Origin of the sequence: Cohnella sp. 56 (genome assembly GCF_037963805.1) — a bacterium.
Classification (GTDB): Bacteria; Bacillota; Bacilli; order Paenibacillales; family Paenibacillaceae; genus Cohnella.
In genome coordinates this window covers 136,637-163,031 of sequence record NZ_JAZDQE010000015.1, presented here as the reverse complement: position 1 = coordinate 163,031, position 26,395 = coordinate 136,637, and the positions used below count along the sequence as shown (strand labels likewise).

Below are 26,395 nucleotides of genomic sequence, written 5' to 3'. Positions count from 1 at the left end.
GTGGCAGGGACAAGAGATCCGAATCATTTTTTATCGCTGATTAAAAAAGGCAACACTTCCTCGGGGGCAGCCGCAATCGGCAATCTCGCGCTGGCGGTCATCAAGGGCGTCGCCGCATTCATGACCGGGAGCGGCGCGATGTTCGCCTCGACGATGCACTCCGCGGCCGACGCGCTGAATCAAGGCTTCGTCTTCACCGGCAGCGTGCTGGCCGAAAAGAAGGCGACCAGGCGCTTCCCGACCGGCTTCGGGCGCGTCATCAACATCTTTTGCATGGTTGCGGTCATCGTCGTCACCGTGATGGCCTACGAGACGATTGTCGAAGGCATTCATCTGCTCTCTCATCCGTCGCATGCTTCCGGCTTCTGGCTGAACGTCATCGTGCTGCTGCTCGCGGCATTCATCGACGGCGCCATCCTGTTCAAGGCGATGAAGGAGGTGCTGAAGGAGTCGCGCACCGAGGCAAAGGGGCTGGGCATCGCCGGCGCCGCCTTCCGCAACGTCGGCCGCGCGGCGCCGCCTACGCGGCTCGTCTTTTACGAGGACATCGTCGCCACGAGCGGCGCGCTGCTCGCGCTGCTGGCCGTCGTCGTCATGACGTTCACGTCGTTCCACCTGATCGACGGCATCGTCACGATCGCGATCGGCTGCCTGATGGTCGTCGTCGCGTTCAGAGTCGGCTACGACAATATGGTCGGCCTGATCGGCGTCGCCGCGCCGAAGGATGTCGAGGACAAGATCGCGCTGATGATCATGACGGATGCTGCCGTCGCGGACATCAACCAGCTGCGCATCCTGCAGGAGGGCCGCTACTATCATGTCGAGGGCATCATCGAGCTCAAGCCCGGCTTGTCGCTCGCGGAGGCGGACGACATCAAGTTCATGATCCGGGACCGGCTGCTCGGCGATCCTGACATCGCGGACGTCACCCTCGGCATCATCGAGGACAACGGCGTCCGCAACTGGACGGCCGAAGGCTGAGCTTCGGGGACAAAGCTTGACATTCGCGAGGCGTCCGCGCAGAATATTGCCTAGCAGGCCATCATAACACCGATATAAGGCAGGTACGAAGCATGGGACGCAAATGGAACAATATTAAGGAAAAGAAAGCCTCCAAGGATGCGAATACAAGCCGCGTATACGCGAAGTTCGGCGTAGAGATCTACGTAGCCGCCAAGAAAGGCGAGCCCGACCCCGAGGCGAACCGGGCGCTCAAGGTCGTCCTGGAGCGCGCCAAGACGTACAACGTCCCGCGGGCGATCATCGACCGGGCGCTCGACAAGGCGAAGGGCTCCTCCGAAGAGAGCTACTCCGAGCTGCGCTACGAGGGCTTCGGTCCGAGCGGCTCGATGGTCATCGTGGATGCGCTGACGAACAACGTCAACCGCACCGCGTCCTCCGTGCGCGCCGCCTTCACCAAGAATGGCGGCAACATGGGCGTGACCGGTTCGGTCGCTTATATGTTCGACGCCTCCGCCGTCTTCGGCGTCACCGGCAAGTCCGTGGACGAGGTCATCGAGATCATGCTCGAGGCTGACGTCGACGTGCGCGATGTCGTCGAGGAAGACGAGACGGTTATTGTATACGCGGACTCCGAGCAATATCACGCCGTACAGGAAGCGTTCAAGCAAGCCGGCGTCACCGAGTTCGCCGTCGCGGAGCTGTCGATGATTCCGCAGACGTACGTGACGCTCGAGGGCGACGCGCAGGCCCAGTTCGAGAAGATGCTGGACGCGATCGAGGACCTCGAGGACGTGCAGCAGGTATATCATAACGTCGATTCCGAGGAATAGGACGACGAACACTTTCAGCCCGCTGATCAGCGGGCTTTTTTTATCGACGCAAGGACATATGTCCTAACTCGATGCTGCGGTTATCGCCTTTAATTAGGGAAGCGTTCAATGATGAGGTGATAGACGATGAAGGGCATATTATTCGCGCTGGCTGCAGGCGGCGGCATCGCACTGCAAGGCGTGGCCAACGCCAGAATCGGCCAAGGCATCGGCACCTGGCAGGCCGCTTCGATCACGCAGCTGACCGGCTTCCTGACGGCGCTGCTCATTCTGTCTCTGACCGGAGGGGGCGCGTGGAGAGGCGTGCGGGACGTCAAGCCCGTGTACCGGCTTGGAGGCGCCCTCGCAGCCGTCATCATCTCCGCCAACATCGCGGCGATCGGCGCGATCGGGGCGACGCTGACCGTCGCGGCGGTCATGATCGCCCAGCTGATCCTCATGTTCGTCGTCGACAGCTTCGGCTGGTTCGGCGTCGAGAAAAAGCGGCCCGGTCCCGCGCAGCTGGCCGGCATCGGTATGATGACGGTCGGCATCGTCGTGCTAAGTCTGTGAGCGTAGGCGCGAAGAAATGAAGGAGCGAAGGAGGGACAAGCTTCATGATGGAATCCCGTCATGCCGAACGTCTGCGGCATTATTTGACGCGGCATCGGCTTGAGCATGTTTTTCCCGAGCCGCTGCTGGCCCGCTTGTCGCTCATGCAGTTCGAGCGCGGCGAGCGCATCTGCGAACAGGGAGAGCCCGCCGGCCGGCTGTATGTGCTCGTAGAGGGGAAGATCAAGGTGTTTACGACTTCGCCGGAGGGCCGGGCGCTTGTTCTGTCGTTCAGAGAGCCGGTAGAAATAATCGGCGACGTCGAGTTCATCGGGAGGAGAGACCTGATGAACACGGTCGAGGCCGTCTCGAGATCGCTCGCCATCGGCGTCGATTACCGGGATCTTGAGGCTTACGGCATGAATCACGCGCCCCTGCTCCAATTTTTGCTCGAGGTCATCACACACAAGTTTTATACCAAATCGAATGCGATGAGCTTCAATCTGATGCATCCGGTCGAAGTACGGCTTGCCAGCTACCTGCTGACCGTCTGCCAGGAGGAGACGGGGCTGCCGCATCAGGGCGGCTCGGCGGCCGTCCATCTGGCGGACGCGGCGAGCTACATCGGCACCAGCTACCGTCATCTGAACCGGGTGCTCCGCCAGTTCATCGACGAAGGGCTCGTCGAACGTGCCGGCGGACAGATCAGGGTGTCGGACAGGGCCGGGCTGCTCGCGAAGGCGGAGCACAATATTTACGAATAGGAGGGGCGTATATGCTGCTCGGATTGGCACTCGCGATGTTCTCGGGCGCGCTCGTGAGCCTGCAGAACGTATTCAACAGCAAGCTCGGCGCAAAGACGGACATCTGGGTCACGACGGCGATCGTGCTCGGACTCGGCTTCGCGGCATCCTTCGGCATCGGCCTCGCGCTGGAGGGGGGCCGGATGTTCGCGCTGCAGCAGATGAAGACCTGGTACGGGTTCAGCGGCATCGTCGGCGTCGTCATCGTCGTCAGCATGGTCCAGAGCATCCGGCGGCTCGGCCCTACGTTCGCCGTGTCCGTCATGATGGTGTGCCAGCTCGTGTGCGCGCTGCTGATGGATTCGTTCGGCTGGCTTGGCCTCCAGCGCATCGGCGTGTCGCCGACGCGCATGATCGGCTTGCTCATCGTCGCGGCCGGGATCGCCGTGTTCAAGATGGACGCGGGCGTTTTGCGCCTCGGCAAGGTCAAATCTGTCGCGCCGGATCCCATTGGTGAATAAAAAGTCCCAATTTCTCAACGATGACGGATTGTGATAGACTCCTATAGAAGATAGAGAACCGACCGGCCGAGCCGGAACGATGATTCATATAGGGGTGTCATGCATGTACGGAGCCCGGCTGTTCTTAACCGTCGGCGGCCTGTTTATGGCGGCTGTGCTCGTATCGTCCTTCGCCGGCATGGTAGCCGGATACGATTCGCCCGCTTGGGCGCTAATATTGACTGCGGTCTGCGCGGGCGGCGCGCTGCTGGCGGCATATATGCTGAGCCGCAGCCTGAACCGCCGCATATTCCTGCTGGTGCTGATCGTGCTCGGGATGGGAGCGCGTCTGTACTGGATTTTCTGGAACGACGCGCCGCCGAGCTCCGACTTTTTGTTTATGTACAATGCCGCCCGGGAGGCGGCTGCCGGCCGTTTCGGCTTCGCAAGCTCGGATTATTACGTGAGCTTCCCTTATCAGCTCGGGTTCACGATGTACGAAGCAGGCGTCATCCGGCTGTTCGGCAGCCAGGCCATACCGGCGCTCCAGCTGATCGGCGCGGTATTCAGCATGGGCACGGCCCTTATTTTGTACTATACCGGCGTTCGCCTGTTCAACGAGACTTGCGGCAGAATCGCGGCGTTTATTTACGCCTTTTATTTGCCGAACATTTTGATGTGCTCGGTGCTGACCAATCAGCATATTTCCGTTTTTTTATTTTTCCTCGGCTGCGCGATGCTGCTTCGGCGCCGAGGCGCGGTCATGCCTTGGCTGCTGGCGGGACTGACGCTCGGACTGGGCCAGCTGATGCGGCCGATCGGCATCGTCTACGTGGCCGGGATCGTCCTGTTCGCCATGCTGGAAGTGAGCAAAAAGCTGCGCGAGAGCAGACGACGGAAAGCCTGGCGCCAGGCCGGCATGCTGCTCGCCATGATCGGGCTGTTCTTCGGCGTGCAATGGTCGGCGAACGCGGCGCTGCAGTCGGCCGGCGTGATGCAGCAGTCGCTGTCCGGCGGGGACAAGTATTGGAAGTTCATGGTCGGTCTGAATGCGGAGACGGACGGCGCGTGGAACGCCGCGGACGCCCAGTACGCCAACCAGTATCCGTTCGGCGAAGCGCGTCACCGCGCGGAGCTGCTCCGAATCAAGGAGCGGCTGGCGGACAAGCCAGAACTGGCGGCGCTCATGGGCCGCAAGCTCGTGCAGATGTGGGGGGCGGCGGATTCGTCCGCGTTCTGGAGTCTTGACGGGACGGGGCACTGGCAGCTGGAGCGGACGCTGAGCCGCCTGGAGCGGCCCCAGTATGTCGTGCTGTGCGCGTTCGCGCTGTTCGCCATCGTCGCCTTGTGGAGAGCCGGCATGTACAGAGGCCCGCTGCTGTACATTTTGCTGCTGCTCATCTATGCCGGGGCGCATCTTGTCGTCGAGATCCAGACCAGGTACAGACTCGACCTGCTGCCGGCCGTCATCCTGCTGTCGAGCTATGGCGTCTGGCAGACTTACGCGGCCATCCGCAGACCGGCCGACAAGCGCCGCGCAGGCTCCCGCGATCTGCCGGCCGGCGGCTTGGGCGTCTGATCGCCCGCGCGACACGGGCACATTCGTTTAATCCGTCTGCGGGACACGATAAGAGATACCGCTCAGCATGTAGTGCCACAATCGATGGTTGCCCGTCCAGACCGCATCGTGCTCGCCGGGCAGCTCTACCGCGCATACCCTTGCGAGCGCCCAGTCGTTTTCCTTCAGCGTCTTTGCGGCAGCCGATTCGCACACATGCAGCAGCACATAATCGTGCGCCACGAAGCCGTCGAGCGCATCGCGCAGCTCCTCGACTTCCTCGCGGCTGCCTCCGCAGCGGACGAACAGCAGCCGTCTGCCGTTGGCGGCGCGTTCCAGGAAGCGCGCCGTCAGGTAGTCGTATTTGCTCTTGACCGCGGGATACCTCTCCAGCCGATGGGGATCGTTGTCATGCGCGAAGAAGTCATGGTTCAAGATGAGATTATAGGCCGTCTCCCGAATGAGATGATGCGTATCGGCGAAGGTTCCCTCGTAATGAAGATGATCGCGCGCCATCAGACCTTCGCACCGGTTGCGCAGCAGACGGCTCACGTCCGGCAGCGTGTACGATGCCAGCCAGTCGAGCGGCCCCGCATAGGGACGCAGCCCGTTGCGCTCCAGTTGGATCGCCGTCAGACACAGATATCCGAGGCTGAAGATTCCGTCATACTCGCCTTTTATTTCCGACAGTCTCATGGACGCCGCCCCCTCCGAAAAAAATCCCTCATCACAATGAATGCCGGCGCAGCCGCAACGGTATGGATGAATAGCGCGGTCATTCAGTTGATTGCATTATAATCGCGCTTGGGCCGTGCTGCCCGGTCGAGGCTTGCGGTCGCCGCATAACGTATATTGCGCGAGGTATGCGCGATGGCGACCTTGAGGAGGGTACGGGATGGGCTATATGCATCGGACAGGTACGCCGAAGGGCGGCTTCCCCAAGTTCGTCGTAAAGGATGAGATCGTCTTGACCTCCGTGCAGATTCGGGAGACGGAGCCGTCCGAAGAGTTGACGGTGTCGATCGAGATCGGTTGGGACAACTCGGGCGCATGGGATATGGGCGAGCTGGAGATCATGCTGCGCAGAGACCGCCCGGACGGCGAGATCGTCTATTGGTCGCCCGAATCCTGCTTCGCAAGCGTACTGACAAGACTGCAATACAAGTCGGTGGGCGGCGCGTCCGCGCGGCTGTACTATCTGACCGTCAGATCGCCGCAAGCACGCGCGGTCGTCAGCGGTCCTTATTGGCTTCAGGGAACCGTCCGCGCCATCGGCCGGGGCGCCGGACCGTCGGACGGCAGCGCCTGAAGCGTTCCATACATTGGATTTGTGCCTGCGGGTTTTGGCATAATAGGGGTATCCCTGCCGGTTTGCTGGCGTACATCGCGAGGTGCGGTTCATGAAGCTGTTGTTTTTGGGCACGAGCGCGGGCAGACCTACTGCCGCGCGCAATGTCACGTCCGCGGCGCTCATCTTCCCGGAGGAGCACAACCGCTTCTGGCTGATCGACGCCGGAGAGGGTACGCAGCAGCAGCTCCTGCGCGCGCGGCTGAAGCTGGGCAAGCTGACGCGCATACTCATCACGCATATGCACGGCGACCATCTGTACGGACTGCCGGGCATTCTGAGCAGCCGCACTTATTATGAAGGGGCGGGCAAGCTCGAGCTGTTCGGGCCGCCGGGCTTGCGCGGCTATGTGGAGAGCGTGCTGCAATATAGCGGGGCCCATCTGAATTACGAGCTGGACATCCGCGAGATCGAAGCCGACGGTCAGACATTCGACGACGGGCGGCACCGGATCGAAGCCGGCGAGCTGATCCATCGCATCCGCTGCTTCGGCTACCGCATCCAGGAGCGGCCGCGCCAGGGACCGTTGAACCTGGCCTATCTCGCGCAGCTGGGGGTGCCCCCGGGGCCGATGTACGGCATGCTGAAGCGCGGCGAAGATATCGCGCTGCCCGACGGCACCGTCGTCCGGTCCCGCGATGCGGTCGGTCCGGCCGCTGACGGCCGGATCGTGGCGATTCTGGGCGATACCGTCAAGTGCGAACGGGCCGTGCAGCTGGCAAAGGACGCAGACCTGCTCGTCCACGAGGCGACCTTCGGCATCGGACTGGAGGAGAAGGCGGCGCTGTACGGACATTCGACGTTCCTGCAGGCGGCCGAGACCGCTGCGCTGGCAGGCGCCCGGCGTCTCGTCGTCAGCCATATCAGCGCCAGGTACAGCGACGAGGACGTGGCCGCGCTGATCGCGCATTCCCAGGCTGTATTCCCCCACATAGAGGCCGCCAGCGATTTCAAGGAAATCATCGTGTGACCGTCATCTGTCCGCCCCCCGGTATCCGCCGGGGGGGTATTCGGCGTTGCAGTCCCGCTGCGGCGGCGGGGGCGAACTCATGTGTTTTTTACAATAAATCGGAGTTTTGTTTAATGAACCGTCAAATGTAAGCGTTTAATATATGAAATAGAAACCGGTTACATGATAGCGATTACAGACCGGAAGGAGGATTTTATGACGGCAAATACAGGAAGCGCTGCGGCCGTACGGCTCGCACCAGGCAGCGTCACCTTGAACGGTACCGGCGAGATTTTGCTGTGCGCCTCGCTGTTTTACTTTCGCATACCGCGTGCGCTGTGGCGCAAGCGGATGATGCAGCTGAAGGCGCTCGGATACAATGCGATCGACGTGTATTTTCCTTGGAACTATCACGAGCGCGAGGAGGGCGTATGGGATTTCTCGGAGGAGCGGGACGCCGAAGCTTTTCTTCGTATGGCCGCCGATGAGGGACTATGGGTCGTCGCCAGGCCCGGACCTTATATTTGCTCCGAGTGGGACGGCGGCGGGCTCCCGGCATACTTGCTGGCCGTCGGCGGCATCCGGCTGAGGGACAACGAACCGCTGTTCCTGTCGCATGCCGCACGCTGGTTCGAGCGGATCCTCCCGCTGCTCAGACAGTATGAGCCGGGGGCAGGCGGTACGATCGTCGCCGTCCAGCTGGACAACGAGCTCGACTTTTACGGCTGCTCCGATCCGACTGGTTATATGTCGGCGCTGCGCGACATGGCGCTCGGGCACGGCATACGAGTGCCGTTGATCGCCTGCGCCGGGCAGGGCGGATTGGCAGAAGCAGGCGGCGATGCCGACGGCATTGTGCCGACTTGCAACTTTTATCCCGACAACCGCGATCCCGAGTTCGAGACATTGGCGCTGGCCTATCATGAAGAGCTGGCAAGACGCGGCCTGCCGCTGCTCGTCACCGAGACGAACCGCAGCCACTTCCTGCTGCGGAGGCTGCTGTCGTGCGGCGTCAAGCTGCTCGGTCCCTATCTGCAAGTATCGGGCACGGACGCCGGCTTCACGAACGCCATCAACAACTGGGGCCGGCCCATGGCGCTCATGACGTCCGATTACGACTTCGGCGGCATGATCTCTCCCGAAGGCGAAGTGCGCGAAGAAGGGTATGAGGCCCGCTTGTTAAGCCGGGTGCTGCGTCTGTATGGCGAGCAGCTGGCGGAGGCCATGCCGCAGGGCGCGCCGGGCGAGGCCGAGCGGACAGCGTGGCGGGAGCGCGGCTTCGACACAGGTCCGTACCGCCTCGGGCTGCGGGGAGGCGGACGGCTGGCCTTCGTGTCGGATACGTCGCGAGAGCTGTGCCTCATCCTGCCGGAGGAGGTCAGCCTGACCCGATGGGGAATCGAAGGGCGGATCGTGTCGTCGGCCGCCGAGTTATGCGCAGCCGTGCGCGGCGCCGACGGCAGCGTGCTGGTGTTTCATTCGCCCGAAGGCGGACAGGCGCCGATCGCGCTGTCGTTCGACGAGGCGCCGGCGGTCGCGACGGCGGACGAGGACGCCCGTCTGTCCGCAGCGGGGACGGCCTATACGGTCGTATTGAACGGCGAAAACCGGTCGCGATGCGAATTCGTATGGGCGGACGGCAACAGGCTGACGATATGGGGCCTGCCGAGACGCGAAGCGCTGCTGCTCGCAGACGTTGCGGCAGACGAGCCGCAGCTCTCGTTCGCGGCGCCGGCTCTCAGCGCCGGGGTCGAGCCCGCAGCGGCGCTGACATGGTCCGCCTCCGCGGTCGAGGCGCATACGCCGCTCCGTTCGGCCGTTGCTGCAGCGTGCGCAGACGGCGAGAGCCTGGAGGCCTGCGGCATATACCGCGGATACGCCTGGTACGAATACGACCATATGCTTGACGAACCGCCGCACAGCGCGGAGGAAGGCGCTTCGCGGCGGCCGATGAAGGGATGGCTCGTATCGCGGGCGAGCGACATCGTGTCGCTGTATGCGGACGACGCCTATGTCGGCACGTACTTGCCGGCCGGCGCCAGCCGGTATGTGCCGCTGGCCGACGGCGAGATACCGGCCCGGGTCTCGGCACGCGTCGAGATCTGGGGCCATTCGAACTTCGACGATCCGCGGCTGCCTGCGCTGCGCCTGCATGCGACCAAAGGAATCGGCCGTCTGACCGCCGTGACGTCGGAGCGCGATCTGACGAGCGGATGGCGTTATGTGCGGACGACCGACGCCGCGCCGGACCCGGAACGAATCGCCGCGTCGGCGGACGATGAGCGCTGGCCGCTGACCCGCTTCGGCGGCTGGCATCCGAACGATCCGCTGACGCGCGAGTACTACCGCCGCACGGTGACGTTCGCGCCAGGACCGACCAGCCGGACGCTCTGGCTGGACGGCCTGGAGAGCAGGGTCGACATATTCGTCGACGGCGAGGCGGCAGGCTCGATCGGACCCGGCGATCCGTGGCTGCCGCTCGACTCGCGGGTCGGAGCGGAGGGCGGCGTCCGCCAGCTCACGCTCGTGCTGGAGCGGCGCATCGGGGCCGCGCCAGGCCGGCCGGTGCTGCTGGAGGGACAGGCGGCCGTGCTGCGCGGATTGTCGTCGGCCGCAGAGCGCGAGATGCTCGCCGCCGCGACGCTGTCGGAGCGCGGGGCAGTGCCCGCGATGCTCCCGTATTCGCTCGCGCCCGGCGGCATCGCCTGGCTCTATGCCGCGCCAGGCGACGCGGGGGACGGCGACGGATGGCGCGTCTTCGCAGAGGGCGCCAACGTCAAGCTGACCGTATTCGCAGGCGAGCGGCTCGTTGCCAGGCTGTGGCTGCCCGGCGGCGACGAGCGCCCTGTCATGAGCGGCGGCAGCCCGGACAGCTTCTATATGCCCGCCGCCTGGCTGGAGGAGCCGGGGGCCCGACGCTTGGCGGTGCTGGTCGAAGCGGTCGTCCCCGGACAAGCGGGCGAGCTGCGCGCGCTCAGGCTGGTGTCCGTATGACCTTGCGGCGCGATATCCGGCGCATGACCGGCATATCGTTCGCCGGACGCCGCACAGACGCCCGCACTGGCATCCGCACAGACGTCCGCACTGGCATCCGCTCATACATCCCTGCGGACGTCCGCGCAGACATTCCGCCACACCGCCGGGCCAGGCTTCTCATCGCCCTCCAATCGCAGACGAAGGAGCTGATGCTATGAATTCACCGACTGCCGCTGCGTCGCCCGGCGACTCCACGCCTCATGCCGGCACGGCGATGCCCGCCCCGGGCACCAAGCGACGCGGCACCTTGCGCACCCTTTTCGCCAACCGGACGCTGCTGCTCATGTGCCTGCCCGCCATCGTATTTTTTCTCATCTTTTCCTATTTGCCGATGCCCGGCCTGTATCTTGCCTTCGTCAAGTACAACTACTCGGACGGCATCTTCAAGAGTCCGTTCGTCGGCTGGGACAACTTCCGCTTCCTCGTCATCACGGGGGATCTGTGGCGCCTCACGTTCAACACGATCGCCTACAACGTCATGTTCATCCTGCTCGGCAACGCCCTGCAGATCGCCGTCGCGATATTGCTGAACGAGCTGCGGAACAAGTGGTTCAAGAAAATCTCGCAATCGCTCATGTTCCTTCCGTACTTCATATCCTTCGTGCTGATCGGCCTGATCGCCTACAACATTCTGAGCTACGACTACGGCCTGCTCAACGGCTTCCTGAAGATGATCGGCGCCGACCCCGTCAAGACTTATTCCAATCCGCATCTGTGGCCGTTCATCATCGTCGTCACTTACCTGTGGCAGTCGACCGGCTACGGTTCCATCATCTACTTCGCCGCCGTCATGGGGTTGGATTCGGAGATCGTCGAAGCCGCGGAGATCGACGGCGCGAACGCCATTCAACGGATTCGCTACATTGTCCTGCCCTGGCTCAAGCCGACGTTCATCATCCTGCTGCTGTTCTCGCTCGGAGGCGTGCTGCGCGGCAACTTCGGACTGTTCTTCAACCTTGTCGGCGCCAACAATTCGGCCCTTTACGCCACCACGGACATTATCGAGACCTACGTCTTCCGCTCGCTCATGACCAACTTCAACTTCCCGATGGGCAGCGCGGTGAGCCTGTACCAGTCGGTGTTCGGATTTTGCGTCGTGCTGAGCGCGAACTGGCTCGTCAAGCGGATGTCTCCGGACAATTCTCTCTTCTAGTCGGAAAAAGGAGTGATACGCCATGTCGGCACCGCGAACGGCCATCCGGGTAGACGGAGCGACCTTGCTCGTCCGCACGATCGGCTACGGGTTCATCGGGGCATTCGCGCTCATCTGTCTGCTGCCTTTCCTGCTCGTCGTGGGCACTTCGCTGACGAGCGAGAGCTCGATCGCCAGGCACGGCTTCAACCTGTGGCCCCGCGTCTTCAGCACCTTCGCCTACAAAATCGTGTTCGAGAATCCCGATCTCATCATCGGCTCCTATTGGGTCACGATCGGCATCACGGTCGTCGGCACGGCTGTCGGATTGTTCATCGTCGCCATGACCGGCTATGCCCTGCAGCGGCCGGACTTCCATTATCGCAACCGGATCTCCTTCTTCATTTATTTCACCACGCTGTTTACCGGCGGACTTGTCCCATATTTCCTGCTCATCAACCAGTATCTGGCGCTCAAGGACAACTATCTGGCCGTGCTGCTGCCTGGTCTGCTGTCGCCTTTTCTGATCATCATGATGAAAAGCTTCGTCCGCTCCATCCCGCATGCGATCACCGAGTCGGCGAAAATCGACGGGGCGGGGGACTTCACCATCTTCCTGCGCCTCATCCTGCCGATGACGACGCCTGCGCTGGCGACGATCGGGCTGTTCATCGCAATCGGCTATTGGAACGAGTGGTACAACGCGATGTTGTTCCTGTCGCCGGACATGAAGTACCGCACGCTGCAGCTCTTTCTATACGGCGTCGTGACGAGCGCGGACTTCGTCAAAAATTCGTCCGCTGCCTCCAACGTGGATCTGCGCGATCTGCCGCTCGAATCGATGAAGATGGCGACCGCGGTCGTCGCGACCGGACCCGTCATCCTGCTGTACCCGTTCGTGCAGCGCTTTTTCATCAAGGGCATCACGGTTGGCGCGGTCAAAGGCTGAACGATGTGCCGGGATGCGGCGGCAAGCCGCGTCCTTCACATAACGAAGGGAATAAACGAAGACGAAGGGGAGGCTGTATCCATGAACAAGGTCAAAAAGCTAGGCGCGATCGTCCCCGTATTGACGCTTGCCGCGGGACTTGCGGCATGCAGCGGAGGCAACGGCAAGGAAGCAAGCCCGAGCGCCGGAGGAAAAAGCGCGGAAGCTACGGCAAAGGCTTCTTCATCGGCCGCGTCGTCGCAGGCCGCAGGCGCCGCGGACACATCCAAGTTCGTCAAGGTCAGCTACGTCATCCTGGGCGACAAGCCCAAGAACGGACAGTTCGACGCCGCGCTCGCCGAGATCAACAAGCTCATGAAGCAGAAGATCAACGCGGAGCTGGAGTGGAAGTGGGTCGAGTGGGCCGACTGGCAAACCAAGTACAACCTGCTGCTGGCCTCGGGAGATCCCGTCGACCTGATCACGATCGGCACCGACTGGCTTGATACTTGGGGCAACGCCCAGCGGGGTGCATTCATGAACATCGACGATCTGCTGCCGAAGTACGCACCCGTCACCTGGTCTTCGATTCCCCAGGAGGACTGGGCGGAGAGCAAGTACAAGGGCAAGATCGTGCTTATCCCGGAGAACGCTTATACGCAATGGGTCAACCATGGCTTCTTCTACCGCGGCGATTGGGCGAAGGAGGCGGGCATCAGCGAGCCGGTGAAGGATTGGGACGGCATCGAGCAATACTTGCAATATATCAAGGACAACAAAAAGAACGTGATCCCGTGGGACGCGACGGCCGGGGTCAGCACGTTCGGCGGCTGGGTCAATTCGTACACGCAGGAGCTTGAGCTGCCGATCTCGACCGGCTGGCTGCCAGTGTTCGCTACCAAGAGCGTGGACGATCCGTACACCGTCGTCAGCCCGATTTTCGACGAGGATACGATGCTGAATTATGCGACGAAGATGAAGTCCTGGGCGGACAAAGGCTTCTGGCGCGAGGACGTGCTCAACTACAAGGGCGATACGCGCACCCTGCTGAAGGGCGGAATGACAGGCCTCGACCAGCATCATACGCAGACGTTCGGCACGCTGCGCGTCGACATGGACCGCGAGCAGCCCGGCTCCGAGCTGCAGATGTATCCGTTCGCGCGGACGAACGGCAACCTGCTGGAGCTGTCGATCACGCACGGCGGCACCTCGGTCGGCGCCCACAGCAAAAATCCCGAGCGCGCCCTCATGGCATACGACCTCATCCGCAACGACGAGCAAATCTACCGGCTGCTGAACTACGGCATCGAGGGCGTTCAATACGAGATCAAGGACGGCAAGCGCGTGCTGCCCGCCGGCTACGATCCGAAGAAAAACGAATTCTACTCCGACTTCTGGGGCGGCCGCAACGACAAGCTGGAAATTCCGAGCAGCACGGTATGGGATCAGCTGCCGACGACGTTGTACGCCGAGTACGACAAGATCAAGCATCCGTATCCGTATGGCCAGTTCGTATTCGACAAGACGCCGGTTGACACGGAGCTGACCGCGATCTCGCAGGTCACGGGCGAGATGGGTCCGTCGATCGCCTTCGGCAAGGCGGGCGACCCGGCCAAGGCGGTGGAGGCGTTCAAGACGAAGCTGAAGGCTGCCGGCTACGACAAAGTAAAGGCAGAGCTGCAAAAGCAGCTGGACGCGTACAAACAGCAAATGCAAGGCTGAGCGCGGCGATAGCCGATCGGGATAGTGCCGCTTGATTTCCAAAGCGGCACTTTCCGCTTTTTGGCGTATGGGCAGCCGGGCTGCTGTGCTATACTGGGCGCAACTGCTGCGAAGGGAGGACGGTGCACAATATGAGATCCCGCGCATGGCTCGCCGTTTTGGGTTTGCTGCTGCTGACGGGCGCTTTTGCCTGGGCGATCTGGAGCTATATCGTCCGGACGGAGCAGCGGAGCCTGCCCGGCGCCTCGGAGCAAGCCGTCAAGCTGACGTGGTACCATCATTTCCGCGAGGAGGGCGCGCGCAAATGGCTGGAGATCGGCACACGCAATTATATGGAAGCGCATCCGAACGTCACGATCGAAGTCATATCGGAGGACGGCAACACCTATCCCTACACGCTGCATAGTCTGGCCGCCGTCGAGCGGATGCCCGATATCTACATGTCGGACAACATCCAGACGCTGCAGGAGTTCATCGACGCGGGCTATGCGATGGATATGACCGCAAGCCCCGCGCTGACCGGCATCCCGCCGAACCTGCTCGGCGGCGTGGAGGACAAGGACGGACGGGCGTGGGCCGTCCCGTTCGATCGCAACGGCGTAGGCGTATTTTATAACCGCGGCGCGTTCGCCAAGGCGGGCATCCGGAGCATCCCGCAGACATGGGACGACTTCCTTGCGGCCTGCCGCAAGCTCGAGCAAGCCGGCATACAGCCGATCGCTGCCGGCTATCAGGACATGTGGACGCTTAATCTGGACATCCAGCCGGATATGATCGCGTCCGGCATCGGCGAGCCGTCCTGGCTCGAGGATGTCGAAGCCGGCAGAGCGTCGTTCGCGGAGGACAGAGGGAACTTCAAGGGCGTCCTGCGCAGACTGGCGGAGCGATTCCCGTATACGGGCGCCAATCCGTTCGGCACGAGCTGGAACGAAGCGCTCGAGCTGCTGTCCGACGGCGGCGCCGCCATGATCCTCAACGGCAGCTGGACGGTGGACGGCGTCCGTTCGTTCAAGCCGGAGGCGGACATCGGCATGTTCGCGTTCCCGTCGACGGACGACGCTGCGGCATCGAAGTTCGCCTTGAAGACGACGGGCGGGTTCGTCGTCAATCCGAAGTCGCGGCATGCGGACGAAGCGATCTCGCTGGTCCGGTATTTTACTTCGGCGGAGATGGCGAAGGTCATGCAGGACAACAAAAAGGGGATCTCGATCTCGCCGGATGCGAAGCCGGACTTCGATCCGGCGTACGAAGAGCTTGACCGCGACTATATCCGCACGGGACGCGTGCTCGATTATTCCTCATTTTATCCCGAATTCGTCAACGTGGAGCTCGTGGCGGCGTTCCGCAACGAACTGATCGCGCTGCTCGGCGATCCGAAGCACGACGTCGACAAATGCATCGCGCAGCTCGACGCGGCGTTCGACCGAATTCGTCCGCGCGCCGGGACGGCAGGGGGGCGGGTCCCGCGATGATACGGCGGCGAGGATGGCGCAGTCCGATGAGGCGTCTGCGCGACATGCGCATCCGCAGGAAAATCCTGCTCTCCAATATGGTCGTCATCCTGATGCTGGCGCTCTCGATCGGCACCGCGGCCGCGCTCGCCTCACGCTACTACATCGAGGCGAATACGCGGGAGCTGACCGGACATGTGATCGATCAATATTCCAAAAACGTGGACAATCACGTCAAAGACTTCGTGTCCTCGACGCTGTTCCTCCTGAACGACAAGCTGCTCTCGCATATCGTGTCGGACCGGGAGGCGCAGCAGGGAGGGGACCAGTACGCCCTGGACTTCAATCGCGTCTTCGGATTGCTCTATCAATACGGCAACAACAATCCGTATATTCATTCCATCACGATCAAGACCGAGAGCGGCCGTCTCTATTGGTGGCAGCGTCCGGCGATCGCGGAGGGCGATCTGAATGCGCAGACCGCGGGCGCGATCGCCGACTCCGGCCGCGCGAAGCTGAGAGAGACGGGTCAGGGCATCTACTGGTCCGCTTCGCTGCACGGCACGGACGAGATCGCGCTGTCCCGCTACTATATCGATATCAACCAGATCAACCGGAGCTTCGGGGTCATCGTCTTCCATTTGGACAAAGCCTACTTCGGAAGCCTGCTCTCCGACGGCTCGATCATCCAGGCGGACAATCTGTTCATTCTAAACGAGAACGGGGAGCCGCTGTACGAAGGAAGCCCGGATGTGGCAAGCGATTCGCTGCGCCGGCCGGCCGGAGACGCGCGGATCGCGGAGGCGGACGGACGGACGGCGACAATCGGCGGCCAGCGGTCGCTGCTCATGCGCTTCCGGTCCGCGGAGACCGGCTGGAGCGTCGTCTGCTTCATCCCGTTATCCCGTCTGCTCGAGGGGACGCGCATATTAGAGACGATCATCGCGTTTATCTGCGTACTGTTTATTTTTGTCGCGATGGCGGTTGCTGTCTGGTTCTCCGCGGGTACGACGCGAGATATCAAGCTGCTGGAGCGGACGATGCGGCGGGTCGAGGACGGCGACCTGAGCGTCAAGGCGACTCCTGCCGGGCGCGACGAGATCGGCATGCTCGCCGTGCGCTTCAATATGATGGTCTCGCGGATCAACGAGCTGGTCGTACGGGTATCCGAGGAGCAGCTGGCCAAGCAACGGGCGGAATATACGACGCTGCTCGCCAGAATCAATCCGCATTTTCTGTACAACACGCTGGGCACGATCCGCTGGTTCGCGCGCGGCCGCGGACAGACGGAGATCGAGTCGATGGTGAGCGCGCTGACGGGGCTGCTCAAGTCTTCGATCCGCGATTCGGGCGGCCTTGTAAGGCTGGAGACGGAGCTTGACAATGTGCGCGATTATGTCGATCTGCAGAAGATCGGACTCGGCGACGCCTTCGACATTCGCTACGAAGCCGACCGCGGGCTGCTGGACGCGCTCGTGCCGGGCTTCGTCCTGCAGCCGCTCGTCGAGAACGCGATCATGCACGGCCTGGAAATCTCCAAAGGAGCCGGCCGCATCCGCATCGCGGCAGAACGCGCCGGACCCGATCTGCGGATCGCGGTCGCCGACAACGGCGTCGGCATGGAGCCGGGCTATGCGGCCACCTTGCTGTCCGCAGACAGAGAGCGGCGGTATCCGGGCCTCAACGGCATCGGCGTCCGCCATGTGCACGAGCGCATCCGCACGCTGTGCGGGGAGCGGTACGGGCTGTCCTTCGACACGGCGCCCGGCCGCGGTACGACCATCTATATGACATTGCCATACCGGCGGGAGGAGGAGGTCTGTTGAGCCTGTATCAAGCGATGATCGTCGAGGACAACGCCGTATACCGGCAAGCGATCCGGACGCTGGTCGACTGGGAACGCCACGGCTTCCGGATCGCGGCGGAGGCCGTCAACGGGAAGCAGGCGCTGGAGCGGCTGGCGGCGCAACGGTTCGATCTGATCTTGACCGACGTCAGCATGCCTGAGATGAACGGGATCGAACTGGTGAAGGCCGTCAAGGAGAACGGCGTGGACGCGGTGATCGTCATGCTCAGCTCGTACGATGACTTTCAGTTCGTCAAAGACTCGCTTAAGCTCGGCGCCGAAGATTACTTGCTCAAGCACGAGTTGGCGCCGGAGGCGCTGGCCGCGATGCTCACACAAGTCCAAGGCAAGCTGGAGCGCTCCGAGGTCCGGAGAAGTCAGGAACAGGCCCGGCGGCAGGAGATGCGGGGCTGGCGCATGAAGCAGTGGCTGACCGGGGACGAATCGGCGGCGCTCCCGGCGGACGATCTGGCAGGGCTGCTCCCGACGGCGGCATACAGGCTGATCCTGCTGGCTGACAGCGCGGGAGCGGACGGCGGCGTCCGGTTGACGGACGAATCCGGGACGGACGCCGCAGAGCTGATCCCGATCCGGGCCGGCCGGTCGGCGCTGATCGTCGACGCCGCTGCGGAGCGCGTCGGCCGGCACGGGAGCGGGCGCGCCGCAAGCGAGCTGGCGGAGCGCTGGCTCGCTTGCGGCGCAGCCCGCTGCGGCAGAGTCGCCGCGATCGCGGCGGGCGACGGGAGGGACGGTCTGCGCGGTCTCCGCGAGGCATATGCGCAGGCGGAGGCCGCGCTGTTCCTCGCCGTGTACGACGGCTGGGGCCGGCTGTACGAAGCGCAGCCTGGCGTCCGCGCCCCCGGACGACCCGACGGGAGCGGCGAGGCGGATGCGGCCAAGCGCTGGCAGGACGCGCTCCGGTCCGAATCGGGCGACAGGCTGGCAGCGGCGGCCGCAGAGCTGTTCGCCCAATGGGCGCGCCTGAAGCCGCCGAAGTCCATTCTTCAACGCCGGCTGGCCGAGCTCTACGCGTCGCTCTATCCGTACGCCGAGCCGTCGGCGCAGGGCGCGAGGGACTGGTGGACCGCACTCGCGGACAGCCTCGATCGGCTGGAGCCGATCCGGCATCTGGAGGAAGACCTGGCTGCGGCCTGCCGCGAGCGCTTCGGAGAGGCGCAGGCGTCGCAGACGAGCAGAAAAGAAATCCGGCAGGCGATCGCCTACATCCGCGAGCACTATGCGGAGGACATCAGCATATCCGACCTGTCCGGCCGCCTGGGCTTCAGTGCGAACTACTTGTCCAATCTGTTCCGCAGCGAGACAGGACTGCGCATGACCGAATATGTCAACAGAGTCCGCATGGAGGCGGCCATGCATCTGCTGCGGGATACGCAGCTCAAAGTGTACGAAGTTGCCGGCAGGGTCGGTTACCAGGACGCTTCTTATTTTTGCAAAGTATTCAAGGAGATTACGGGCCGGACAGTGTCCGCCTATCGACAGCAGGCATGAGCCGAGGCGGGCGCGGGCGACCGCGCACGCTGGATGCGCCGGGAAGGACAGATCGGATGAAGCATGTGACTGTGTACGACATTGCCGAGGAAGCTCAAGTATCCGTGGCGACCGTGTCCCGTGTATTGAACGGCACAGCGCCCGTCAGCCGGACGACGCGCGACAGGATCGAGGCGATCATGCTGAAGCACCAGTTCCGGCCCAATGCCGTGGCGCGCAGCTTGACCAAGCGGGAGACGGGCATTATCGGCGTTCTGCTGCCCGATATTACGAACCCGTTTTTTCCCGAGGTTTTTTCGGGCATCGAGCAGGAGGGGCTCGCTTCGGACAATACCTTTTTTGTGTGCAATACGCTTGGAGACTACGGCAGGGAATCGCATTTTCTGCGTCTGATGCGGGAGAAGCGGGTGGACGGCATCCTCTTCATGGGCGGCCGCGTCAATCTCAAAGCCTGCGATCCCTCGCTCGCCAGGGAGCTTGCCGAGCATGCACGCGGCATCCCGCTCGTGGTGGTGAACGGCGACGTTAAAAATGCCGGACTGACGCGCGTCGCGACGGACGAGGCGGCGGGCACGGGGCTGGCCGTGCGGCATCTGATCGGACTCGGTCATACGCGCATCGGCTTTCTCGGCGGCGCGCCCCATATGTCGACGACGGCGGTCAAGCTTCGCGCATTCCGCAGCGCCATGAGACAGGCCGGGCTGACCGTCGAAGAGCGGTGGATGATTCCGGGCGGATTTTCCGCCGACGCCGGCCGCGAGCAGATGAAGCGGCTGCTCGCTCTCGGGCGGCTGCCCACGGCCGTATGCTGCGTGAACGACTTCACCGCGATCGGAGCGATCAAGGCGGCGGTCGAGCGCGGGCTGCAAGTGCCGGCGGACATCTCCGTCGTCGGATTCGACGATATATTGCTGGCGCGCCACGTCCTGCCGGAGCTCACCACCGTATCGCAGCAGGCCGGCGAGCTGGGCAGGACCGCCGTCCGTGTGCTGCGGCAGCTGATGGGGGGCGGCGCCAGACCCAGAAAAACGACGATGCTCGCGCCGGAGCTGGTATTGCGGCAGAGCACCGCGGCGCCGGGTGGCGGGGCAACGGCCAGTATCGCAGCCGGAGAGACGGGCCGGCGGGCGGCGCTGCCGCCGCGCGGGCCGAGTGGAGAATAGCGGTCGCGACCGCGGTTGGGGCCCCCGATCGCGACCGGATATTGCGGCATCCTGTTCCGTCCGTTGCGCTTCCTCCTTCGGATCGGGTACGATAGAGGCATCGTGTTTGCCGCTAGGTCCAAGGAGGAACCGTACGAATGAATGCCGATGACAAGGTCAAACTGACATCACTATCCAGCAAGGGCGGCTGCGGCTGCAAGATCGGGCCGGGCGACCTGTCCGAGGTCATCCGCAGCCTGCCCGGCGGCGCTGTCGATCCGAATCTGCTCGTCGGCATTGATACGAGCGACGATGCGGGCGTCTACCGTCTGAGCGACGAGCTGGCGCTCGTCCAGACGGTCGATTTTTTCACCCCGATCGTGGACGACCCGTATTCGTTCGGCCAGATTGCGGCGGCCAACGCGATCAGCGATATTTATGCGATGGGCGGCAAGCCGTTAACGGTATTAAATATCATCGCGTTCCCGATCAATACGCTGGACAAGCGCATCCTCGCGGACATTTTGCGCGGCGCGGCGGACAAGGTGAGGGAAGCGGGCGCGACGCTCGTCGGCGGCCACTCGATCGACGACAAGGAGCCGAAGTTCGGCCTGGCGGTCACCGGTCTGATCCATCCGGATCGGGTGAAGACCAACGCGGGGGCGAAGCCCGGCAACAAGCTGATTCTGACCAAGCCGATCGGTGTCGGCATCATGACGACTTCGATCAAGAACGATCGGCTCGACGAGAGCGAGATCGCCCGCGTCACGCAGGTGATGTCGACGCTCAACAAGACGGCGGCCGAGACGATGCAAGGATACGAGGTCGACGCCTGCACCGATGTGACGGGCTTCGGCCTGATGGGACATGCGCTGGAGATGGCCAAGGGCAGCGGCGTCGGCATCCGCATTCGCCATGCGGACGTGCCGGTGCTGCCCCGCGCCCGCGAATTGGCGGAGAGCGGCTTCATGCCGGGCGGCACGAAGAACAACTACGAGCATGTGCTGCCGCATGTCTCGTATCCCGAAGCGCTGACCCAGACCGACCGCTGGGTGCTCTGCGATGCGGTGACATCGGGCGGCCTCCTGATTGCCGTGCGCGGCGACCAGGCCGAATCGCTGCTCGCTGCGCTCGTCGCGGCCGGCGTCGAGGCCAGCCTGATCGGCGAGACCGTCGTTCGAGCCGGTGCCGGTCGTGCTGCAGGGGCCGACCGGCACGGGGAAGACGGAGATGCTGCTGGTCTACTATTACGATCCGCTGTACGCCCATTCTTCGACGCTCGATCCGGCTTCCGGCGTATGCAACATCGTGGTCAAGGCCGACTCGGATGAAGCCGCGTTCGGGGAGATCAGAGGCTTGATCGCAGAAATCGGACTTGAACGTGTCCAAGGAGAGTGAGCTTAAGGTGACGATTAAGGTACAGCAGGTGCTGGATGCGCTCATCGCGCCCGTCGGCGCGCTGACGCATACGGTCGATACGCTCAAGAGCGGCAGCGCGGACGCGGAGGTGCGGCGGGTCGCGGTCGTATTTACCGCCACATATGCCGTCGTCAAGCAGGCCGTCGATGCCGGCGCCAATCTGATCATCGCCCATGAGCCGACCTATTATAACCATATGGACGAAGGCGACTGGCTCGCAGGCGATCCGGTATACGAGCACAAGCGCGCATTCATCGAGGCGTCCGGCGTGACGATCTTCAGACTGCATGACTATGTGCATGAATACAAGCCGGACGGCATCGTCGCCGGCATGCTGAACAAGCTCGGCTGGGAGGGCTGGTCCGATCCGGACGATCCGACGCTGCTGACCCCGCAGTCCGGCGCGCGCCACACCGTCCGCTCGATCGCCGAGGAGCTGAAGCGCAAGCTCGGCATCGAGAGCGTGCAGGTGGCGGGCGATCCGGACATGGAGGTTAACCGCTTCGGGCTGGCGGTCGGCGCGCCGGGAGGACAAGCGCAGATGGGATTTTTGCGGCGCGGGGATATCGAGCTGCTGATCGCCGGAGAGACCAACGAGTGGGAAACGAACGAATATGTGCGGGACGCGTCGGATATGGGAATGAATAAGGCGCTTATCGTGTTGGGACATCAGAAGAGCGAGGAGACGGGCATGCTGACGGTCGTCGCGCTGCTGCGTTCGGCGTTCCCTGAGCTGCCGATCGATTATATCGAGAGTCCGCCCGCCTTGCGCCGCATTTAAAACTGGAAAGCAGGTTCATCTCGAATGACGGAAAGAATGCAGAAATACCGCTTCAGCGAAGCGCCCATCTGGGACTTGCAGCGGGCTTATTATGAACAGCTGGGTCCGACGGCATGGGTCAACGATCAAGTGCCGCAATACATTACGAGCAACCCGATGATCGGGACCGCATACGCGGACATGGTGTTCGGCTTCCTTCAAGATCGGGCGGGTCAGGGCGAGACGACGGAGACGGTGACGATCGTCGAGCTGGGCGCAGGTGCCGGCCGGCTGGCGTATCACTTTCTCGTGGAGCTGAACCGGCTGATCGAATTCGCGGGCATCCCGCTGCCGCCGTTCCGCTACGTCATGACCGATCTGGCGCTCAAAAACGTGGAAGGGTGGAGGCGGCATCCCGCGCTGCAAACCTTTATCGAGAAAGGAATGCTCGATCTCGCGACGTTCGATGCCGTGAACGACTCGGAGCTTAAGCTGGTCGTATCCGGCGAGACGATCCGCCCGGGCGACCTGAAGCAGCCGCTGCTGGTCGTCGCCAATTACTTTTTCGACGGCATCCCGCAGGAGCTGATCTATGTGGGAGACGGGCATATATACGAATGCGACGTCGTCGTGGAGCTGCCGGAACAATCGGGGGCGGAGACGCCGTCAGAGACGCTGGCGAGCATGAAGCTGTCCTACGAGCATCGCCGGGCGCCGGTCTATGAGGCGGAGGATTATCCGTATCGGGACGTCATCGCGCTCTATTTGCAGGAGCTGGACGACTCGCATATCCTCTTCCCGGAGGTGGGACTGCGCTGCCTGGAGCGGCTCGACCGACTGTCCCGAGCAGGCTTCCTGCTCATCACGGCGGACAAGGGCGACCATCGGCTGGACAATTGGCGGTTTGCAGAGCCCCCGCAGCTTATTTATCACGGCAGCTTTTCGCTCACCACGAACTATCATGCGATCCAGTATGCGTTCGAGCAGAGAGGCGCATTGGCGCTTTTCCCGAGCCATCATTACAAAAACATCAACGTGGCGTGCGTGTTCATGCTGGAGTCGCCCGACCGATACGTCAATGCCAAGCTGGCTTACCTGCGGTCCGTCGAGCGGTTCGGCCCCGACGACTTCTTCAGCCTGAAGCAATGGACGGATCGCGAGCTGGATACGATGGGCATGCAGCAGCTTCTGGCGTTCTGGCGGCTCGGCCGCTACGATGCCGAGTGGTTCATCCAGAGCGCCAAGCGCATCTCGGAGCTGCTGCCCGAGGCGAACGATGAGGAGAGGCTCGATCTCCGCAACGGCATCCACCGGATGTACGCTTCGTTCTATGTGATGCCCCAGCGGTACGATCTCGCGCTCGATGCCGGACTGATCCTGTTCGAGATGGATATGTACGCGGACGCCAAGCCGATGCTGGAAGCTTCAGTACGGTTCGATGAGGACAGACCGGATACGACCGTATACTTCTGTCTGGCGATCTGCAGTCTGGAGCTGGGGCTCGAGGAGGAGGCCAAGCTGTACCTGCGGGAGGCGCTGACCCAGGAGCCCGACCATGAGGAAGCGCTGGAGCTGCTGCAGGCGCTGGAATGAGGATCGAACGATGCCCGCCATGAGAGATTGGCGGGCTTTTTCTTTTTAAGCCAGCTCGATCGGCGTCAGGTAGGACGGAGCATCCAGCTTGTCCTTGCGGAATCGTCCCGGCGTCGTCCCTGTCCACTTCGCGAACTGCCGGATGAAGCTCTGCACGTTGTCGTAGCCGATCCGCACGGCGATCTCCTCCAGCGAGAGGCCGGTGTTCGCGAGCAGATGCATCGCTTGCTGCTGACGCAGGACAAACAAATACTCGCGCGGAGACATCCGGTAGGCTTCCTTGAACGCTCTGTAGCAATGCCGTCTGCTGTAGCCGAGCTTGCCCGCGATGTCTTCCATCCAACTGTCCCGCAGCTCGGGCTGTTCGATACTGCCCTCGGCATCGGGTCTGGCCACGATCGTCTCGATCTCCCTGGCGATGAGCAAGGGCAGCGCATCCGGCTCCGCCTGCGCGGCCAAGCCGCGCGAGCGAATCTCGGTCTCCAGCAGCTCGAGAATCTCGTACACGAGACGGTAGATGCCGATTCGCGTATCGCCGCGGTCGAGCCGCTCCCGAATGTCGCGGACGGCACGGACGAGTCGCGGCGCCAGCGGATCCTCGCGTCCGATCAGGAGCAGCCCGGAGTCCCCGAGCTGGCGGAGGAAAGCGGGATCGTCGATCTGTATGTGCAGGACGAAGTAGCGCAGCGGGGAGGCGGCCCGGAACGTATGCAGCCGCATCGGCGGGACGACGACCAGCTCGCCGGTCTGCTGCACGATCCGCGTGCCCGCGATGTCGGCCGTCTGCGTCCCGTCCAGGACGAGATTGATCTCCAGCATCATGTGGTGCAGATGCCTGCTGCACGACCAGCCCTCCTGCACCGATGCGGCGTGCACGCCGTACAGGTACGCCTCGGATTTACTGTTCGGATAAGGCTGATAAGGTATCGACTGTTCGCTGTGCGCCATGCTCATCCTCTTTCCCGTTTGCCGGATGTCCGATTTCGTTCATCAATCGCGGATATTCGGCCCTTTTCAACCTAACAATCCGCGGATAATGCGCCTATACTACGGGTAACGATATCACGACGCGATCGGGATACGCAATTCGAAGGAGGAATCGTCATGAAGCTCGTATTGATCGGAGGCGGCAGCTTCGTCTTCGCGCCGACCGTGCTGGAGGATGCGATCGTCAAGCATCGTCTCGCGGGAACGCTGGTGCTGGTGGACCCGAATGTGGAGGCGGCGGAGGCGCTGGCCGCCGCAGGACGCAGGGTCGTGCGCGAGCTGGGCGCGCCGCTCGTCATCGAAGCCGTCGCCGACCGGTGCGAGGCGCTGGCGGGCGCGGACTTCGTCATCGTGTCCGCCGCGCCGCAGGGCGCGAGGCGCTGGAGCATGGACTACGAGGTGCTGGCCGCTATCGGTCTGGCCGACCAGGCCAGAGAATGCGGCGGGCTCGGCGGCCTGCTCAACTCGCTGCGCGCGATCTCGCTCGTGCTCGACGTATGCGCGGATATGGAGGCGCTCTGTCCGGATGCGATGCTGCTGGACGTTACCAATCCGATGCCGCGCGTCGTGACGGCGGTCCAGCGGTATACGTCGATCCGCTGCGCCGGCTTCTGCAATATCGCATACAGAGGACCGGACGGCTACGAGCTGCTGCCCAAGCTGCTCGGCCGCACGCCGGAGAGCCTGAGCATCGTCACGGGCGGTCTGAATCACTTCGCATGGGTGCTGTCGATCAAGGACAAGACAACCGGCGAGGATCTGCTGCCCGAGCTGACACGATTGATCGAGAGCGGAGCGTGGGACGGGTTCGAGGATTGGATGCACCGCGAGCTTGGCGTCATGCGCCGCTGGCTGGCCGCATACGGCGGCATCGCCGCGGGGGCGGTGGACCATCACGCGGAATACCTGCCCAAGCAGGACGGTATCCACTACGCGGAGGAGCCGCCTTACCACGGCACCGAGGCCGAGCGCGCGGCGCGTCTGCGCGAGATCTGGGAGATCGCCGAGGGCAAGCGGGACTGGCATGATCTGTTCAACCATCCGAGCTGGGAGCATCCGGTCGATCTGGCGGTCCTGCTGCAGGGCGGTCAAGCCGGCCATCTCGACATCCTGAACGTGCGCAACGAAGGCGCGATCCCGCAGCTGCCGGCCGAACGCGTCATTGAAGCGCCCGTCGAGGTGTCGGCAGGCGAGCTGAAGCCGGTCGCGCTGCCTGCGTTCCCGGACAAGCTGGCCGCGCTGCTGCGCGCCGTGTCCGACGTGCACGAGCTGACCGCCGAGGCGGCCGCGACCGGCAGCCGGGACGCCGCGAGGCGCGCGGTCGAGATCGATCCCGCGATCGGCGACGCGGACAAGCACACGGCGCTGGAGGCGCTCGACCGCATGCTGGATCTGCATGCGGATCTGCTGCCGCGGTTCGCGGTCAAGTAAAACGATGAGTCGGCCTG

The 26,395-nt window shown here is 63.1% G+C and carries 21 protein-coding genes and 1 pseudogene; 20 read left to right on the top strand and 2 right to left on the bottom strand.

Annotated features, from left to right (window positions below; genetic code table 11):
- From VQ071_RS23085 to VQ071_RS23060, 6 genes are all read left to right on the top strand, one after another.
- A complete protein-coding gene (locus VQ071_RS23085) occupies positions 1-981 on the top strand; it encodes a cation diffusion facilitator family transporter (protein WP_340516592.1) in 981 nt (326 codons plus the stop codon).
- A gap of 92 nt (positions 982-1,073) precedes the next feature.
- On the top strand, positions 1,074-1,793 hold the full coding sequence (locus VQ071_RS23080; RefSeq protein ID WP_340516591.1) for a YebC/PmpR family DNA-binding transcriptional regulator: 720 nt from the start codon (positions 1,074-1,076) through the stop codon (positions 1,791-1,793).
- Positions 1,794-1,919: 126 nt separating this feature from the next.
- Positions 1,920-2,345 carry a DMT family transporter gene (locus VQ071_RS23075; protein WP_340516590.1) on the top strand — a complete coding sequence of 142 codons (426 nt, stop codon included), beginning with the start codon at positions 1,920-1,922 and terminating at the stop codon, positions 2,343-2,345.
- A 44-nt stretch (positions 2,346-2,389) separates the two neighbouring features.
- Positions 2,390-3,088, top strand: coding sequence for a Crp/Fnr family transcriptional regulator (locus tag VQ071_RS23070; RefSeq protein WP_340516589.1), 699 nt, complete (start codon positions 2,390-2,392; stop codon positions 3,086-3,088).
- An 11-nt stretch (positions 3,089-3,099) separates the two neighbouring features.
- Positions 3,100-3,588: a DMT family transporter gene (locus tag VQ071_RS23065; protein WP_340516588.1), complete on the top strand. Its 489-nt coding sequence runs from the start codon at positions 3,100-3,102 to the stop codon at positions 3,586-3,588.
- Between the two features lie 103 nt (positions 3,589-3,691).
- The gene (locus VQ071_RS23060; RefSeq protein WP_340516587.1) at positions 3,692-5,146 is read left to right on the top strand and encodes a glycosyltransferase family 39 protein; all 1,455 of its coding nucleotides are present in this window, start codon (positions 3,692-3,694) and stop codon (positions 5,144-5,146) included.
- A gap of 27 nt (positions 5,147-5,173) precedes the next feature.
- Here the strand turns inward: VQ071_RS23060 and VQ071_RS23055 are convergent, their stop codons facing one another.
- Complete coding sequence (locus VQ071_RS23055; RefSeq protein WP_340516586.1) at positions 5,174-5,821, bottom strand: DUF1796 family putative cysteine peptidase; 648 nt, start codon at positions 5,819-5,821, stop codon at positions 5,174-5,176.
- Between the two features lie 199 nt (positions 5,822-6,020).
- Between VQ071_RS23055 and VQ071_RS23050 the strand changes: the two genes are divergently transcribed.
- From VQ071_RS23050 to VQ071_RS22990, 13 genes and pseudogenes are all read left to right on the top strand, one after another.
- The gene (locus tag VQ071_RS23050) at positions 6,021-6,434 is read left to right on the top strand and encodes a hypothetical protein (RefSeq protein ID WP_340516585.1); all 414 of its coding nucleotides are present in this window, start codon (positions 6,021-6,023) and stop codon (positions 6,432-6,434) included.
- A 91-nt stretch (positions 6,435-6,525) separates the two neighbouring features.
- The gene (rnz, locus tag VQ071_RS23045; protein WP_340516584.1) at positions 6,526-7,443 is read left to right on the top strand and encodes a ribonuclease Z; all 918 of its coding nucleotides are present in this window, start codon (positions 6,526-6,528) and stop codon (positions 7,441-7,443) included.
- Positions 7,444-7,638: 195 nt separating this feature from the next.
- Positions 7,639-10,416 (top strand): beta-galactosidase, encoded by a 2,778-nt coding sequence (locus VQ071_RS23040; protein ID WP_340516583.1) that lies wholly within the window; start codon positions 7,639-7,641, stop codon positions 10,414-10,416.
- 256 nt (positions 10,417-10,672) lie between these two features.
- Positions 10,673-11,611: an ABC transporter permease gene (locus tag VQ071_RS23035; protein WP_340516610.1), complete on the top strand. Its 939-nt coding sequence runs from the start codon at positions 10,673-10,675 to the stop codon at positions 11,609-11,611.
- A 22-nt stretch (positions 11,612-11,633) separates the two neighbouring features.
- Entirely contained in the window at positions 11,634-12,539 is a 906-nt protein-coding gene (locus tag VQ071_RS23030) for a carbohydrate ABC transporter permease (RefSeq protein ID WP_340516582.1), read from the top strand.
- Positions 12,540-12,620: 81 nt separating this feature from the next.
- Entirely contained in the window at positions 12,621-14,240 is a 1,620-nt protein-coding gene (locus tag VQ071_RS23025) for an ABC transporter substrate-binding protein (RefSeq protein ID WP_340516581.1), read from the top strand.
- 131 nt (positions 14,241-14,371) lie between these two features.
- Positions 14,372-15,712, top strand: coding sequence for an ABC transporter substrate-binding protein (locus VQ071_RS23020; protein ID WP_340516580.1), 1,341 nt, complete (start codon positions 14,372-14,374; stop codon positions 15,710-15,712).
- A 26-nt stretch (positions 15,713-15,738) separates the two neighbouring features.
- On the top strand, positions 15,739-17,517 hold the full coding sequence (locus tag VQ071_RS23015; protein ID WP_340516579.1) for a cache domain-containing sensor histidine kinase: 1,779 nt from the start codon (positions 15,739-15,741) through the stop codon (positions 17,515-17,517).
- Positions 17,514-19,046, top strand: coding sequence for a response regulator (locus VQ071_RS23010; protein WP_340516578.1), 1,533 nt, complete (start codon positions 17,514-17,516; stop codon positions 19,044-19,046). Before VQ071_RS23015 ends, VQ071_RS23010 begins: the two co-directional genes overlap by 4 nt.
- A gap of 56 nt (positions 19,047-19,102) precedes the next feature.
- Positions 19,103-20,209: a LacI family DNA-binding transcriptional regulator gene (locus VQ071_RS23005; RefSeq protein WP_340516577.1), complete on the top strand. Its 1,107-nt coding sequence runs from the start codon at positions 19,103-19,105 to the stop codon at positions 20,207-20,209.
- 137 nt (positions 20,210-20,346) lie between these two features.
- Positions 20,347-21,360 (top strand): annotated as a pseudogene (gene selD / locus VQ071_RS23000) (selenide, water dikinase SelD); the annotation flags it as partial.
- A gap of 233 nt (positions 21,361-21,593) precedes the next feature.
- Positions 21,594-22,388 carry a Nif3-like dinuclear metal center hexameric protein gene (locus VQ071_RS22995; RefSeq protein ID WP_340516575.1) on the top strand — a complete coding sequence of 265 codons (795 nt, stop codon included), beginning with the start codon at positions 21,594-21,596 and terminating at the stop codon, positions 22,386-22,388.
- 24 nt (positions 22,389-22,412) lie between these two features.
- Positions 22,413-23,960: a tetratricopeptide repeat protein gene (locus VQ071_RS22990; protein WP_340516574.1), complete on the top strand. Its 1,548-nt coding sequence runs from the start codon at positions 22,413-22,415 to the stop codon at positions 23,958-23,960.
- Between the two features lie 45 nt (positions 23,961-24,005).
- Here the strand turns inward: VQ071_RS22990 and VQ071_RS22985 are convergent, their stop codons facing one another.
- Positions 24,006-24,908 carry a helix-turn-helix domain-containing protein gene (locus VQ071_RS22985; RefSeq protein WP_340516573.1) on the bottom strand — a complete coding sequence of 301 codons (903 nt, stop codon included), beginning with the start codon at positions 24,906-24,908 and terminating at the stop codon, positions 24,006-24,008.
- A 156-nt stretch (positions 24,909-25,064) separates the two neighbouring features.
- Between VQ071_RS22985 and VQ071_RS22980 the strand changes: the two genes are divergently transcribed.
- The gene (locus tag VQ071_RS22980) at positions 25,065-26,378 is read left to right on the top strand and encodes a family 4 glycosyl hydrolase (protein ID WP_340516572.1); all 1,314 of its coding nucleotides are present in this window, start codon (positions 25,065-25,067) and stop codon (positions 26,376-26,378) included.
- Positions 26,379-26,395 lie beyond the last annotated feature (17 nt).

Coding starts and splice junctions, on each gene's coding strand:
- VQ071_RS22990 (WP_340516574.1), top strand. CDS start 22,413: ATGACGGAAAGAATGCAGAAATACCGCTTCAGCGAAGCGCCCATCTGG.
- VQ071_RS22980 (WP_340516572.1), top strand. CDS start 25,065: ATGAAGCTCGTATTGATCGGAGGCGGCAGCTTCGTCTTCGCGCCGACC.
- VQ071_RS23050 (WP_340516585.1), top strand. CDS start 6,021: ATGGGCTATATGCATCGGACAGGTACGCCGAAGGGCGGCTTCCCCAAG.
- VQ071_RS23075 (WP_340516590.1), top strand. CDS start 1,920: ATGAAGGGCATATTATTCGCGCTGGCTGCAGGCGGCGGCATCGCACTG.
- VQ071_RS23025 (WP_340516581.1), top strand. CDS start 12,621: ATGAACAAGGTCAAAAAGCTAGGCGCGATCGTCCCCGTATTGACGCTT.
- rnz (WP_340516584.1), top strand. CDS start 6,526: ATGAAGCTGTTGTTTTTGGGCACGAGCGCGGGCAGACCTACTGCCGCG.
- VQ071_RS22985 (WP_340516573.1), bottom strand. CDS start 24,908: ATGGCGCACAGCGAACAGTCGATACCTTATCAGCCTTATCCGAACAGT.
- VQ071_RS23015 (WP_340516579.1), top strand. CDS start 15,739: ATGAGGCGTCTGCGCGACATGCGCATCCGCAGGAAAATCCTGCTCTCC.
- VQ071_RS23055 (WP_340516586.1), bottom strand. CDS start 5,821: ATGAGACTGTCGGAAATAAAAGGCGAGTATGACGGAATCTTCAGCCTC.
- VQ071_RS23060 (WP_340516587.1), top strand. CDS start 3,692: ATGTACGGAGCCCGGCTGTTCTTAACCGTCGGCGGCCTGTTTATGGCG.
- VQ071_RS23005 (WP_340516577.1), top strand. CDS start 19,103: ATGAAGCATGTGACTGTGTACGACATTGCCGAGGAAGCTCAAGTATCC.
- VQ071_RS23065 (WP_340516588.1), top strand. CDS start 3,100: ATGCTGCTCGGATTGGCACTCGCGATGTTCTCGGGCGCGCTCGTGAGC.
- VQ071_RS23070 (WP_340516589.1), top strand. CDS start 2,390: ATGATGGAATCCCGTCATGCCGAACGTCTGCGGCATTATTTGACGCGG.
- VQ071_RS23035 (WP_340516610.1), top strand. CDS start 10,673: ATGCCCGCCCCGGGCACCAAGCGACGCGGCACCTTGCGCACCCTTTTC.
- VQ071_RS23040 (WP_340516583.1), top strand. CDS start 7,639: ATGACGGCAAATACAGGAAGCGCTGCGGCCGTACGGCTCGCACCAGGC.
- VQ071_RS23020 (WP_340516580.1), top strand. CDS start 14,372: ATGAGATCCCGCGCATGGCTCGCCGTTTTGGGTTTGCTGCTGCTGACG.
- VQ071_RS23030 (WP_340516582.1), top strand. CDS start 11,634: ATGTCGGCACCGCGAACGGCCATCCGGGTAGACGGAGCGACCTTGCTC.
- VQ071_RS23080 (WP_340516591.1), top strand. CDS start 1,074: ATGGGACGCAAATGGAACAATATTAAGGAAAAGAAAGCCTCCAAGGAT.